Source organism: Sphingomonas sp. LaA6.9, from assembly GCF_022601895.1.
Classification (GTDB): domain Bacteria; phylum Pseudomonadota; class Alphaproteobacteria; order Sphingomonadales; family Sphingomonadaceae; genus Sphingobium_A.
In genome coordinates this window covers 1-12807 of record NZ_JAKVIO010000005.1, presented here as the reverse complement: position 1 = coordinate 12807, position 12807 = coordinate 1, and the positions used below count along the sequence as shown (strand labels likewise).

The 12807-nt window shown below is 61.3% G+C and carries 14 protein-coding genes and 1 pseudogene; 10 read left to right on the top strand and 5 right to left on the bottom strand.

The genetic code is table 11. From position 1 onward, the window contains the following. The first annotated feature begins 144 nt into the window (after positions 1 to 144). From MKI88_RS04025 to MKI88_RS04015, 3 genes and pseudogenes are all read left to right on the top strand, one after another. On the top strand, positions 145 to 1791 hold the full coding sequence (locus tag MKI88_RS04025; RefSeq protein ID WP_348636233.1) for an amino acid permease: 1647 nt from the start codon (positions 145 to 147) through the stop codon (positions 1789 to 1791). Between the two features lie 21 nt (positions 1792 to 1812). Continuing rightward, positions 1813 to 2307, top strand: coding sequence for an Lrp/AsnC family transcriptional regulator (locus MKI88_RS04020; protein WP_241629672.1), 495 nt, complete (start codon positions 1813 to 1815; stop codon positions 2305 to 2307). A gap of 19 nt (positions 2308 to 2326) precedes the next feature. Then, positions 2327 to 2713: pseudogene (locus MKI88_RS04015) on the top strand (type II toxin-antitoxin system RelE/ParE family toxin); the annotation flags it as partial. A gap of 652 nt (positions 2714 to 3365) precedes the next feature. Here MKI88_RS04015 and MKI88_RS04010 read toward each other — a convergent pair. The 3 genes from MKI88_RS04010 to MKI88_RS04000 all read right to left on the bottom strand — a co-directional run bounded on the left by MKI88_RS04010 (position 3366) and on the right by MKI88_RS04000 (position 5573). Then, positions 3366 to 4295, bottom strand: coding sequence for a nucleotidyltransferase and HEPN domain-containing protein (locus MKI88_RS04010; protein WP_241629671.1), 930 nt, complete (start codon positions 4293 to 4295; stop codon positions 3366 to 3368). Positions 4296 to 4392: 97 nt separating this feature from the next. Next, positions 4393 to 4674 (bottom strand): sigma factor-like helix-turn-helix DNA-binding protein, encoded by a 282-nt coding sequence (locus MKI88_RS04005; protein ID WP_241629670.1) that lies wholly within the window; start codon positions 4672 to 4674, stop codon positions 4393 to 4395. Then, positions 4671 to 5573, bottom strand: a complete 903-nt coding sequence (locus MKI88_RS04000) for an ArdC family protein (protein WP_241629669.1) — start codon at positions 5571 to 5573, stop codon at positions 4671 to 4673. Before MKI88_RS04000 ends, MKI88_RS04005 begins: the two co-directional genes overlap by 4 nt. Positions 5574 to 6042: 469 nt before the next feature. On the opposite strand from MKI88_RS04000, the gene MKI88_RS03995 reads away from it, so the two are divergent. Next, positions 6043 to 6357 (top strand): thermonuclease family protein, encoded by a 315-nt coding sequence (locus tag MKI88_RS03995; RefSeq protein WP_241629668.1) that lies wholly within the window; start codon positions 6043 to 6045, stop codon positions 6355 to 6357. 262 nt (positions 6358 to 6619) lie between these two features. Here the strand turns inward: MKI88_RS03995 and MKI88_RS21505 are convergent, their stop codons facing one another. After that, positions 6620 to 6865 (bottom strand): DUF695 domain-containing protein, encoded by a 246-nt coding sequence (locus MKI88_RS21505; protein ID WP_407073300.1) that lies wholly within the window; start codon positions 6863 to 6865, stop codon positions 6620 to 6622. Between the two features lie 118 nt (positions 6866 to 6983). Between MKI88_RS21505 and MKI88_RS03990 the strand changes: the two genes are divergently transcribed. From MKI88_RS03990 to MKI88_RS03965, 6 genes are all read left to right on the top strand, one after another. After that, entirely contained in the window at positions 6984 to 7643 is a 660-nt protein-coding gene (locus MKI88_RS03990; protein ID WP_241629667.1) for a TetR/AcrR family transcriptional regulator, read from the top strand. A gap of 395 nt (positions 7644 to 8038) precedes the next feature. Then, complete coding sequence (locus MKI88_RS03985; RefSeq protein WP_241629666.1) at positions 8039 to 9301, top strand: cytochrome P450; 1263 nt, start codon at positions 8039 to 8041, stop codon at positions 9299 to 9301. Positions 9302 to 9346: 45 nt separating this feature from the next. After that, a complete protein-coding gene (locus MKI88_RS03980; protein ID WP_241629665.1) occupies positions 9347 to 10114 on the top strand; it encodes an SDR family NAD(P)-dependent oxidoreductase in 768 nt (255 codons plus the stop codon). Between the two features lie 36 nt (positions 10115 to 10150). Further along, on the top strand, positions 10151 to 10618 hold the full coding sequence (locus MKI88_RS03975; protein WP_241629664.1) for a hypothetical protein: 468 nt from the start codon (positions 10151 to 10153) through the stop codon (positions 10616 to 10618). Positions 10619 to 10678: 60 nt separating this feature from the next. Then, positions 10679 to 11446 (top strand): SDR family NAD(P)-dependent oxidoreductase, encoded by a 768-nt coding sequence (locus tag MKI88_RS03970; RefSeq protein WP_241629663.1) that lies wholly within the window; start codon positions 10679 to 10681, stop codon positions 11444 to 11446. Positions 11447 to 11485: 39 nt separating this feature from the next. Next, a complete protein-coding gene (locus tag MKI88_RS03965) occupies positions 11486 to 12349 on the top strand; it encodes an SMP-30/gluconolactonase/LRE family protein (protein WP_241629662.1) in 864 nt (287 codons plus the stop codon). Positions 12350 to 12400: 51 nt separating this feature from the next. On the opposite strand, the gene MKI88_RS03960 is transcribed toward MKI88_RS03965, so the two are convergent. Continuing rightward, positions 12401 to 12807 (bottom strand): transposase (locus MKI88_RS03960; protein ID WP_241629661.1); only part of this gene is annotated, 407 nt, incomplete at its 5' end.

The window sequence follows — 12807 nt, the reverse complement described above, 5'->3', positions numbered from 1 at the left end:
CTGGATGGACGAAGCTTCGCCGCGGAACAGGGTATCGGCGGTCGCTCCCGCACTAGCGGCGGCGGCCGGGCTGGCGCCGATGCCAGGCGTTTCCGCTGAATCGGGCCAGATCGCCAGGCATAATCACTGCACTTCGGCCCCATAATGGGCACACTCACCATCGCTTCCCCGATAGATTGCGGCGTCGAGCCCGATTGTCGAAGGGGCCGGAGGAGGCGCAGCCTCGCGGATAGTCGCCCTTGCTGCGCGCCGAGCAGAGCCGGCCGATCTGCGGCACGGTGCCACCGCAACCTTCGAGCCGGCGGGCCATGCTGCTCGGAGGTGCGCCAGAAGATGGGGATGTGGACGTTGAAGCCGGTTCCGCAAGGAGCCGAGGTCGATGCGGGGGGTCTCCATCGACATTTGGGCCTGGGAAGCCTCACCTTGATGGGTGTCGGGGGAACCATCGGCGCGGGCATCTTTGTCATTACCGGCACTGCCGCGGCGAATTATGCCGGGCCGGGCATCGCGCTTTCTTTCGTCCTTGCGGGCCTGACCTGCCTGTGCGCGGCTCTCTGCTATGCGGAGCTGGCGTCGATGATACCCGTTTCGGGCAGCGCCTATACCTACACCTACGCTACGCTCGGTGAATTCATCGCCTGGATGATCGGGTGGAATCTCATACTCGAATATCTCTTTGCGACGTCCACCATCGCCTCGGGCTGGTCGGGCTATTTCACGGCGTTCCTCGCGGAGATCGGCGTCTTCCTGCCGCATTGGCTGACCACCGCGCCATTGATGCTCGGGCAGGACGGTGCCCTCGTGCGGAGCGGTGCATGGCTCAACATTCCCGCCATTGCGATCGTGCTCTTTCTGACGACCGTGCTCATGTTCGGAATCAGGGCGGCGGCGCGATGGAATGCCGCGATGGTGGCGGTCAAGATCGCTGTCGTCCTGCTGGTGATCGGGTTCGGTGCCTTCCATGTGCGGGCGGAAAACTGGGTTCCGTTCATTCCCGACAATCGGGGGGAATTCGGCGAGTTCGGTGTTTCGGGTGTCGTCCGGGCCGCCGGCATCGTGTTCTTCGCCTATGTCGGCTTCGACATGGTCTCGTCGAGTGCCCAGGAAGCACGCAACCCGCGCCGGGACATTCCGCTCAGCTTGCTGTTTTCGCTTGGGATTTGTACCGCACTCTATCTGGCGATGTGCCTCGTCATGACGGGACTCGCCCATTATACGCAGCTCAATGTTCCGCATCCGGTCTTCGTCGCGATCGCGCAAGGCGGGGAACCGCTGGCGTGGTTGAAGCCGTTGATCAGTGTCGGTGCGATCATCGGGCTCGCGTCCGCCATGCTTGTCACGCTCTATGGCCAGACCCGAATTTTCTTCGCGATGGCGCGTGACGGACTGTTACCCGACGCCTTTTCCAAAGTGCATCCGGTATATCGCACCCCCGTTTTCGGAACCTGGTTCGTGGGCCTTGGCGCCGCACTGATCGCTGGCTTGCTACCGATCGGTCTGTTGGGTGAACTGGTGTCGATCGGCACTCTCATGGCATTCTCGATCGTCTGTCTCGGCGTGCTGATCCTGCGACGGACCAAGGCCGACTGGCCGCGCGCTTTTCGTGCCCCCCTGATCTGGCCCGTGGCGATCTGCGGGATCGGGGGCTGCTCCTATCTGATGTACAGCCTGCCCGGCGACACGTGGATTCGGCTTGCGGTGTGGCTTGCGATCGGCATGATCGTATATTTCGGCTATGGCATTCGTCGGTCAGTTCTTGTCCGCGGAACAGCGTCAGCGGTACAAGTTTGAACACGGGTAGGGGCGGGTTTAATGGCACCTGGGAGCAGTCCACAATCACTTGACCAGCTTGACCTCAAAATCCTGTCGGTGCTGCGTGAGGACGGACGAATAAGCAAGGTGCAGCTCGCCAAGGCGATCGGCCTGTCTCCGACACCTTGCAGCATGCGTATTGACAGGCTCGAGGCCGCACGGTTCATCCGCGGATACCATGCCGAGATTGACGTGGAACGCCTCGGCAATCTCAGCCAGTTTATCGTGACTGTCAGCATCAAGGATTGCACGCCGGAAAAGTCCCGGCAGTTTGAAGCGATCCTCAGCGAGAGCATCAACATTGTCGAGTGCGACGCCGTCTTCGGATCGATCGATTATGTGATGCGGATATTTGCTCAGAATGTGCGCCACTACCACGAGATCATGGCGCCCTTCCTGGTGATGGAAATCGACTATACCACCTATCCGATCTCGAAAAACGTGAATGATCGCGCTAGCCTTGACCTGTTGCAGATGATCGGCGCGGCTTCCTGACAAGAATCGGCGGTGCAAGGCCATTGCCCAAGTGATGGCGGGTCAAGCTGACGATCTGGGCGGCGGCGTGCTCAAGAAGCGGCTGTCGGATAACCAGTATCGCTCGATCATCCTGGCGCGCGGGCGCGAGTTCTGGGTCTATCAGTACCTGTTCGCTAAGCAGGACCGTGCCAACTTCGAGGATGACGAGTTGAAAGCGTTCCGGGAACTGGCCAAGGGCTACGCGGCGCTGACGGCGGAGCAGGTCACGGCGCCGATCGCGGGCAAGGACTGGATCGAGATTTGCACCGATCAGGGATTTCGGCAAGCCGGAGGAACGATGATGAGCAAGCAGGCCTACAAGAGCGATGCCTTCGAGGCGATCGGGCCCGTAATTCGGATACACACCTCACGCACGAGTGCATGAAGGTATTCTGCGGCGCACTTCTCGGCTCCGTCTTCGCCCCACCCATGACTGCGAGACCGCGGTGGTCAAGTCTCTCAGTCGTGACGACTCATCAATGACGAGGAAGATGGTCTTGCAGTGATGTTGAGGATTAAAACGGTGTCACAGACCGTCGTCTCCACCGGATCGACGCGGTTACCAAAGTGCGCGCGAGTCCAGCCAGGCCTGGACCTCGATCAGCTTGAATCTCGGACAACGTCGATATTTGCTGTCAGTACTGGCGAGCTCGAATTCTGACGGAAACCCCGGAGGCCGCCGCCGACGCATCCGGTCAATCTGACGTCGCGACAGGTGCGCCAAATCTGCAAACTCTCCAACTGTGATCATAGCTGTATTTTGTACAAGATCGTTAGTGAGGGGCGGCATTTCTCATTCCGTTCTGCAGGTCCGCACAGAGCAAACTCGTGCGCAGCGATGAGGACGTTTTGCTTTGATCGCCCTATCTCTGTGATCGGGCACGCTTCGCAATTGTTACTCCGGTCGGTCGAGGATGAGTTCCATCATTCACGCAGCTTCTCCATTGTCCGGGCGCCTGAACGCCACCGACGGTACCGACAATCGCGCACCCGAAGGGGGCGCGCGCGGGACCAAAGTAGCGGCAATATTGGTCGCGTCAGGCCTTGGCCGAGGCAGCCTGTTCGAGTTCGGCAATGCGCTCGCTGCAGATGATATGGACGATGCGGCCGAGCTCTTCGACGCGTTCGCCGAGCCAAGTCAGTTCTTCCTCGGTGATGCGGTAATGCTTCGAGTAGCGCGCCTTCACATAGGCGTCCTTCAACTTCTCAAACCGCGCGCGATCGCGCTTGGTCTCGCGCGGCCAGGCATCGATCAATCGCCGGTCAAGACGTTCGACCTGGGTGCGCAGGAAGCCCAGATTGTGGACGTGGGGCGTGTAGAAGGTCTTCACGAGAAGTACCCCGTGATACAAAAACTCGGCGGTTTGGTGCAGATCAAACGCCGCCGGTTTTAAGTAACCTTGGGCTATCGCATGGGTCGCCAGATTGAACCGCTGTGTCGCGGTTGGCAGCCATTCCTCGAAATACTCCTTCGCCATCGCCAGCGCTTGTTCGGGCGTCTTGGGCTTGGGGGTATGAAGCTCGCTGTCCTCGCTCTCGTAGAGCGCGATGCCGTCCTTTGCGATGTCCATGAAAAAGTACCGGCCATGCGCGAGACCGTCATTCACCTCGGCAAGCGTGTGGACGATGAAGTTGACCGGGGTTTTGATCGTCTGGGTGATCGAGAACTCGCGGATCAACCGATCTTCGGCCTTCTCCCAGAACTTGATCGGATCGGTCAGGCGCTGATTGTTGACGATGATCAGCAGGTCGAAATCGGACTGGTAGCCTTTCGCGGTATGCGGCTCATCGACCCAGTTTCCGCGCGCATAGGAGCCGTAGAGGATGACCTTGAGGATGCGGCCCTTCTTCTTCCAGTCATGCGTGCCAAGCGCGGTTGCATCCGCGAATTCCTCGAATATGACCTTGAGCACGCGCTCGAGATCGCGCTGCTTGGCAGCTGGAAGATGATCGCGGTCATTGCGCATGGTCAGCGATCTTTTCGTGGAGCGTCAGCGCTTTGGCAAGGCTGGCTTGATCCGAAATGGTCCGCCCTCCCTTTGCCCGAGAGGGCGGACTTTCGGGTCACGCCTCATCATCGTGCAGCGCGCGCGCCAGGTGGAGCAATGCGGCCGCGACATGCGCCTCGACTTGGGCGCTGGTGATCCCGAGCCGTTCGGCGATGATGCCATAAGAAAGCTCATCGACCCTGTGCATGAGAAAGACCGTGCGCGTGGGTTCGGGAAGCTCCGCGAGCGCGCGATCGATCCGTGCGCGCAGCTTCGTGTCGCTCTGCGATGATGCCGCGCAATGCGCACCGCGCAGGCGACCAAAGCAGGCGGTGATCGCCACAATCAGGCGCGTCATGACAGCTCGCCCTTGCGCGCTGAGAGCAACAGGTCGGCCGCCTTGCCCGCCTGTGATGCGGCACGGAAGATCGCGCGCTCGTCACCGCGCAGCACCTCGAGCCATGCGCCGATATAGTCCGAGTGCCGTGCCTGTGGCGGGATGTTGAGCGCCGCACAGACAAAGGCCGACGCCATCTCGGCGACGAGTTCCTCGCGCGCATAATCGGGTCCGCCGAATGTCCCCCGCTGCTCGCGGCCAAGCCGCGAGGCGTGTCCCGTCCAGTGGCCGAGCTCGTGGAAGACGGTGCGGTACCAGTCGAGTGGATGCCGAAAGGCTGCCTGCTCGGGGACCTGCACATGATCGGATCCCGGCGCATAATAGGCCTTGTCGCCACCGATGCGAAAATCGGCGCGGCTGCCGACGATAATCTCCTCGGCCTCGACATAGATCGCATGACCGCGAATGCGTTCGGGGAGTGCGGTGACATGCTCGGGCAGTCCCTCGCACTGGTCTATGTTGAAAACGGTGAAGCGCTTCAGGAAAGCGAATGTGCGGGCTTCGTCGCCGTCATTGGCTGCGCGTTCCTGCTCACCCTTAGGCGTGAATTTATCCGCGTAACACACACTCGTGCCATGTTCACCCTTGCGGACATTGCCGCCCAGCGCTTCGGCCTGCCGGTAGGTGAGCCAGCGCTGCGTCTTCCAGCCATGTTCGGTGATGGCGTGCCAGAGGATCAGCACATTGATCCCTGAATAGTGCCTGCCCGTCCCTGCATTGCACGGGAGATCGCACAGTGTCTTGCCGTCATACCATGGCTGGACCCATGGCAGCCGGCCCATTTCGAGTTCCGAAATCACCTTCTGCGTGACACCGGCATAAAGGCTCACACGATCTTCGGTCGATGATTTGCGATGCATGATGCGCACTCCTGTCCCGCAACCCACCGGCCCGGCATGGGCGGGAGGGGCGACAGGAGCGGACCGGCGGCCACGCCCTCGCAGGGCGGGCTGCACCTGAAAGGCCGCAACAACGAGGAGGACCCGGCACAGCCGGGTTGCAGCGCGTCCGGGCGGGGCTAAGGGAAAGCGCCGCCCCTCCCGCTCAGGCCGGATTGGCCAACACAAGGGCCCGCGCGGGAGCGTGGACGGCGTCAGCCATTTCGGCGATGGTGAACCAATACGCTTTCGGGGGCGGCTATGGGGAATATCATCGGGTTTCAGCGGCAACGCCGCTGGCGTAAGCCGGTCCGGAGAACGCCGACATGGTTGTTGCTGGCGATCGGTAGCATTGCCGGTCGGGCTCGGCCTGGGCTTGCAGCATTACTGGAAACAGCGATCAGAAACAGCCAGCAGCGCGGGCCTGACATTCGGATCATGCGGCGGGCTCTTGCAATCGAACTGCGTGATCGACGGCGATACCTTTCGCTATCAGGGCGAGAAGATACGCATCGCCGATATCGATACGCTCGAGATTCACCCGCCGCGTTGCGACTATGAGGCAGAGCTTGGCTTCCGGGCGAAACACCGGCTCGTCGACTTGCTCAACGAAGGGCCATTCGAACTGGCGCCGATCGGCCGCGATCAGGATCAATATGGCCGCAAGCTTCGTATCGTGCTGCGCGGTGGAGTATCGCTGGGCGACACACTCGTATCAGAAGGGCTCGCGCGAACCTGGACCGGGCGACGCGAGCCGTGGTGCTGATGACGGAGTGGCGTGAATGTCGACGATCCCGACTGACCGGAATCGGGAACGGATTGCGGCAAGCCGCCGATCGTTCAGGTCGGCCAATTCGATCCAGTGAATGACCGCAAGGTCGGGGCGGACTTTCCGGATTTGGTCGTAGAAACGCGAAAGCGGCCATTCGTTAGGCCGATCTCCCCCGGCCAAATGAGGATCTCAAAGTCGGACGCTGGCAGAACCCTCAAGCCGACTCCCGCAGCTTCGATCGCGGCGATCGCCGAGCTCATATCGTCCCTTTGTATCTCTTGATACGAGTGGCGATATCGCTCGGCGGCACCCTCGTTCCCCGGTTCGTGAGTCGACCGACGTAGATCGCGTCCTGGCCATGCAGCCGCGCGAGATCGTCTTCAAGCGCAATCAGGGGCCCGAATTTCTCGTCGGCCGACATTCCGTTTTCGGCAGGTTGTGTCAGCGCGACGGAAATCCGGATCGAGTGGCCGTGCCCCGCCAGGGGCGCGGCCGCCGCGATACCTAGATCAAGGTAGTTTTCGGCGCCTCACCATCGCCAGGGTTTGCATCGACGATTGGCACCACAGATGTAAGCCTATATCGCGCAGAAAACAGATTATGCCTCGGGTAGGACTTGCATGACCAACGCTGCCAAGACCGCTGCGAAGAGACGCTATGTCGAGCGTCCCGACATTCGAACAAAGCTCCTCGACTCCGCCGAAGCCCTCATCCGTGAGGAAGGTTACGCTGCCGCGACTGCGCGCAAGATCGCAAGTCGCGTTAAGCTGAAGCACCAGGCCATCTTCTATTACTTTGGCAGCCAGGACGAGCTGCTGATCGAGGTCTTCCGGCGTTCAGCCAAGACCCATCGCGAAAACCTGGAAGTGGCGCTCAATTCGCCAAAGCCATTGAGTGCGATGTGGGACGTAATCCGAGATCCCGAAGTCACCCGATTTACCCTGGAATTCATGGCACTCGCCAATCACAACGAGGCCATCCGTAATGAGCTCGCCAGTAATGCGGCCGAGGTGCGCAATCTGGAAACGGAGGCGGTAGATCGTCATCTCAAGCAGCGTGGCATCGATCCAAAGCTGTCGCCCCAACTGGTGTCGATCCTGACCAATGCACTTGGTCGACTTCTGGTGCAGGAGGCTACCCTGGGAATCCATACGGGCCACCACGAAGCGGAGGCGCTGGTGGAAGGCAGTCTACGCAGCTTCGAAGCCATGGGCGATACAGTCGAAGGTGTCAGTCCCATCGTCGCGGCGATCAGTGCCACGGAGGGCACGACCTACTAACCAAGCTCGGGAGCACCGTGATTGTGCGGGATAACAGCCGCATAGCTACTGGCACCAGCTAATCCGACCATATGGTCGACCTATACGACCATATGGTCGTTTTTTGTTGACTCTGAGTTTGGCGACGGCCTATCCACTGGGCACACGCCCGGCCGGAACCGCCCTCTATGCGTGCCAACGGCACGCTGGGAGATGTCCTTTGGCGATCAGGGCGCAACGGAGTCATCGGCATGGCTAGACCAAGATCGCTTCAAAAATTGGCGAACCTCGGCCGCTGGATGTGCGGCTGATCGGCTTCGGTGACGGAGCTTTCAGCGGCCAAGTCGTGCCCGCAAGAGCCGGCCGAGAGATCATGTCAAACGGCCAACAGGTCAGAATATTGGAGGAGAAGGATAATGGCCGATTTGGATAGCATCGACTATTTCAGCGATCTCGACCTTATCCCGGATCCCCATCCCTATTTCAGGCATCTGCGATCGATAGGCCCGGTTGTGGAACTGCCGACCCATGGCGTCGTTGCCGTAACGGGCTATGAAGAGGGCGCCGAGGTTCTCCGTAATCACGAGGTCTTCTCCTCGATCAACTCGGCGACGGGTCCGCTCCCGCCAATTCCCTTCACGCCCGAAGGCGACGACATCACCGGCCAGATCGACACTCATCGCGGGCAGATGGCGTTCGGCGCCATGCTCGTGGCTCAGGATCCGCCGGCTCATACCCGGATGCGCCGACTACTCTCGGGGCTGCTCACGCCTAAGCGCTTTCGGGAGAATGAGGAATTCCTTGTCGGTCTCGCCGACCGAATGATCGACGGCTTTATCGACAAAGGGCGGATCGAGGTCGTCGCCGACTATGCCCATCCCTTCGCGACGCTTGCGATCGCGGATCTCCTAGGGATGCCCGAGGAAGCCCATAAGGAGGCGCTCAAGGTCATCGGTGACCTGCCCGGCCAGATCGGCGCCGAAAAGGATATGGAACACAATCCGCTCGGCGATCTCGCCCTGCTTTTCTACGGCTATATCGCCGAGCGTCGGCAAGAGCCGCGCAATGACGTCATGACGATCCTCGCGCAGGCAACCTACGCCGACGGCGAGCTGCCCGACATCATGGAGGTCGTCAGCCTCGCCGCCGTGCTATTTGGTGCCGGACAGGACACCACCGTTCGGTTGATCGCGGCCGCCATGAAAACCGTCGCGGAAAACAAGGATCTTCAGCGCAGCATACGCGAAGACCGAAACCTCATCCCGCAGTTCATCGAAGAGGTCTTGCGGCTCGACGGCCCGACCAAATCGCACTTCCGCCTGGTGAAGAAACCGGTGAAGGTCGGTGACATCGACGTCGCGCCCGGCACGACCGTCATGTTGATCCCCAGCGCGATGAACCGCGATCCGCGCCGGTTCGACGATCCCGACACATTCCAGCTCGACCGCAAGAATGTGCGGGATCACCTCGCCTTCGGCCGCGGAATCCATGGGTGTATCGGCGCGCCCCTCGCCCGCGCGGAAGCGAAGCTCACGCTCAGCAAGCTGTTCGATCGCGTGGATGACATCAGCATCGACGCGACTGTCCACGGCCCCGTAGACGCGCGCCGCTACGATTATGAGCCGAACTACACGCAGCGCGCGCTGCGCAATCTGCACATCACTTTCAAGAAGCGCTGACCGGCGCAGCAAATTGCGCGGCATCGTGGAAAGGAGAATTCCGTCATGAACAGGATCCTGGACGGCAAGTCCGTGCTCATTGCAGGCGCAGGCGGGATCGGCAATGCCCTTGCCATCCGCTACGCTGCCGAGGGGGCCAGGGTCGTCCTGGGCGATCTCGACCTCGCGACCGCTGAGGAGGCGGTCCACGCCATCGTCAAGGCTGGCGGGGAAGCGATCGCGATCCATCTGGACGGCGCGGACGAGCAGTCGGTCGATCGCGCAGTCGCCACATCCCGCGAGAAATTCGGAGGGCTCGATGGGCTGCATGCCAACTTCGCCTTCATGGCGGACGGCAACCCGCAGGTGGGCATTCTCGAACTGCCGATCGAGATCTATGACGAAACCCAGCGCGTCAATGCCCGCGGCTTCTACCTTTGCACGCGCGCTGCCTTGCCGCTCATGATCGAGCGCGGCGCCGGGTCGATCGTCTATACCAGCTCGGCGGCAGGCAATGCCTCGAGCCCGGGACAGGTCGCCTACGCCATGAGCAAGGCGGCCGGACAAGCGCTGATGCGGCATGTTGCCACGCGTTATGGTCCAGCGGGAGTGCGCGCCAACACGATCGCCCCCGCTATGACGCTGCACTCCCGGATCGAGGCGCTGGTGCCGCCAGAAATGGTCGACTGGGCGCGGGGAGCGGCAGCGATCAAGTCGCGTGTCGGCCGGCCTGACGACATCGCCGCGATGGGCGCACTGCTTTTCTCCGATGACGGCTCGTACATCACCGGCCAGGTCATCAGCATCGACGGTGGAACCACGATGCGGCCCTGAGCCGCCCAAGCAATTCAAGAAAGAGGATGCAGGGACATGGTGGACAAAGTTTTCGACAATATCGCCGAAGCCGCGCAGCGCTACACGGGCAATTCCCGCAAGGCGTTCGAATATGGCATGTGCCAGATGCGGATCGCCGAGCGCGCCAAGGGACCCGATTATTCCGAGGACGAATGGAACGCGCTGGATGAGTTCGTCGACAAGGAAAATTTCGAGCGCATCGGTAACTTCAAGGAAGTCATGACCTATGACGACATGAAGGCGTTCCTGAAGAAATGGTGCCTGACGTCCCACTGGGAGGGCTCGTTCAAGCGGATCCACGAGCAGGACAATGTCGTCATTCTCGAACTTGAGGAGCGCAACACCCACGAGGGCGTGACCACGATCGTGAATTCGGTCTCGGTTTATGAGTTCAACGACGAGGGTAAGCTGCGGCATCTCGACGTCTATCTTCAGATGCCGCCGATGGGCGCAGGCTTTCCCAACGAGGCCTATGAACAATAGCTCGATCCCGCATCCGGGGTTTGGCTCGAAAAGACGCATTTCGTGATGTGAGAATGAGCAATGGATAGGTTTCTGGAGGGGAAGACGGCGCTCGTGACTGGCGCCTCGCGTGGTCTCGGGCGGGCGATCGCTGAGGACCTGGCCGCCTTGGGCGCCCTGGTCGCGATCAACTATGCGAGCAATGACGATGCGGCCCGTGAGACGCTGGCGGCAATTGAGTCGAAGGGCGGCAAGGCCTTTCTGATCAAGAATGCGCAGGGCAGCTACGAGGCCGCAGAGGAGCTCACGGCGGCTCTGGACCGGGAACTGATGGCGCGCACCGGCAACACCGCACTCGACATCCTCGTCAACAATGCCGGTGGCGGGCCGGTCGCAAATATCGATGCCACCACGCCGGAGTTGTTCGAGCAGATCTTCTCGGACAATCTGCGTGGTCCGTTCTACGTGACGAAGCTGCTGAAGTCGCGCCTGCGCGCGGGCGGTCGCGTGATCTTCGTGAGCTCGCTCGGCGCCCGCACCGCTTTGCCCGACTATGTCGTCTACGCCATCAGCAAGCGCGCCGTCGAAACGTTCACGGTCGTCATGGCCAAGGAGCTTGGTCCCAATAACATCACGGTGAACTGCATCTCGCCGGGGCTCATCGCATCGGACGCGAATGCCGACATTCGCGCCGATGAGGGGACGCGAACCTATCTGGAGCAGAGTACGCCGCTGCGACGACTGGGCGTTCCCTCCGATCTGTCCGGGGTCGTCGTGTCGCTGGTCTCACCGAACATGGGATATGTCACCGGCCAGATCATCGAGGTCACGGGCGGCATGTCCTTGTGAGCCGTATCGCGATCGGAACTTGAGGTGGGGAAGCGTCGCATGACCGCTGAAGCAGGACACATGTTCGAGCCGATCGCACACGGCTTCTATCTCGAGGGGCTGCTGGTCGACGGCGACAACATCTGGTTCACCGATGTTGTCGTCGGCGGCGTGCAGAAAGTCGGCTCGGACCAGGTGTTGCTGCCGGATCGCACCATGATCGGCGGCTTGCTGTTGAATGATGACGGCTGCCTCCTTGTGAGCGGAGCGGACGGGATCGCATGGGTCGATCCGGACACCGGACGATCGGGCACACTTGTCAACGGACTGGACGGTGTGAATGAGATGCGCGCCGATGCACAGGGCGGTATGGTGTTCGGGACGACCGACCTTGCTGCCATTTTACGCGGTGAAAGGCCGGGTGCGTCCACTATTCGGCAACTGTCAGCCGATCGGGACTGCAAGATGCTGGCAGACGGCCTGACCTTCGCCAACGGTATTGCCGTCAGCCCGGATTGCTCGACGCTCTATTTCAACGAGAGCTTTTCGGCCACCCGCGCCTTTCCAATTGGCGAGGATGGGTCGCTGGGAGAGCCGCGCACGCTCATTGAAATGTATGACTGCGACGGCATGGCCCTCGATGCGGAGGGCAATATCTGGGTGACGGGGTTCGCCTCCGATGAACTCCGCTGCGTGACACCTGACGGCACCGAGGTTCGGCGCTTGGCGCTGCCGGGCAAGGCCTGCACCAATGTCCGCTTCGGCGGACCTGACCTCCGCGACCTGTACGTTAGCGTTGTCGATCCTGCGTCCGCCCGGCAACTGGCGCAGGGCCTGCCGCTGACAGAGCGCAGTTCGGCGATCTATCGCACGCGAAGCCCCGTTGCCGGGGCTCCGATCGAGCGCACTCACTTCGCACTGTAGGCGGGTCTGTGAATTCTGAACGAAGGACCGCTTTCAGGGTAAGCGCTGTTTTCAGGCCACGGCGGTCCAAGGCATGAGTTCACCGACGCCGTTTGCGGGGTGACCGTTGGCGAGCCTTGTCAGGGTGTCGGTCAGCCACGCATGCGGGTTGATGCCGCTGATCTTGCAGTTTTCGATGAGCGTGGCGATCACCGCCCAGTTGTCACCGCCTTCGTCCGAGCCGGCGAACAGGGCGTTCTTGCGATTGAGGGCCAGAGGCCTGATGCTGCGTTCGACAATGTTGGAGTCCAGGTCAATGCGGCCGTCGTTCACGAAGCGTGAGAGGCCGTCCCAGCGGGTGAGCGCATAGCGGATCGCCTCGCCGAGCTTGGCCTTGGCGCGGACCTGGCGATTGCGGGCGTCGAGGTACTGGCGCAGATCGTCGATGATGACGCGGCTGCGCTCGCCGCGGACTTGCC

What these genes read in the sequence shown, in the direction of transcription:
- MKI88_RS04025 (WP_348636233.1), top strand. Translation starts at nt 145, where the DNA reads ATGGGCACACTCACCATCGCTTCCCCGATAGATTGCGGCGTCGAGCCC.
- MKI88_RS04020 (WP_241629672.1), top strand. Translation starts at nt 1,813, where the DNA reads ATGGCACCTGGGAGCAGTCCACAATCACTTGACCAGCTTGACCTCAAA.
- MKI88_RS04010 (WP_241629671.1), bottom strand. Translation starts at nt 4,295, where the DNA reads ATGCGCAATGACCGCGATCATCTTCCAGCTGCCAAGCAGCGCGATCTC.
- MKI88_RS04005 (WP_241629670.1), bottom strand. Translation starts at nt 4,674, where the DNA reads ATGACGCGCCTGATTGTGGCGATCACCGCCTGCTTTGGTCGCCTGCGC.
- MKI88_RS04000 (WP_241629669.1), bottom strand. Translation starts at nt 5,573, where the DNA reads ATGCATCGCAAATCATCGACCGAAGATCGTGTGAGCCTTTATGCCGGT.
- MKI88_RS03990 (WP_241629667.1), top strand. Translation starts at nt 6,984, where the DNA reads ATGACCAACGCTGCCAAGACCGCTGCGAAGAGACGCTATGTCGAGCGT.
- MKI88_RS03985 (WP_241629666.1), top strand. Translation starts at nt 8,039, where the DNA reads ATGGCCGATTTGGATAGCATCGACTATTTCAGCGATCTCGACCTTATC.
- MKI88_RS03980 (WP_241629665.1), top strand. Translation starts at nt 9,347, where the DNA reads ATGAACAGGATCCTGGACGGCAAGTCCGTGCTCATTGCAGGCGCAGGC.
- MKI88_RS03975 (WP_241629664.1), top strand. Translation starts at nt 10,151, where the DNA reads ATGGTGGACAAAGTTTTCGACAATATCGCCGAAGCCGCGCAGCGCTAC.
- MKI88_RS03970 (WP_241629663.1), top strand. Translation starts at nt 10,679, where the DNA reads ATGGATAGGTTTCTGGAGGGGAAGACGGCGCTCGTGACTGGCGCCTCG.
- MKI88_RS03965 (WP_241629662.1), top strand. Translation starts at nt 11,486, where the DNA reads ATGACCGCTGAAGCAGGACACATGTTCGAGCCGATCGCACACGGCTTC.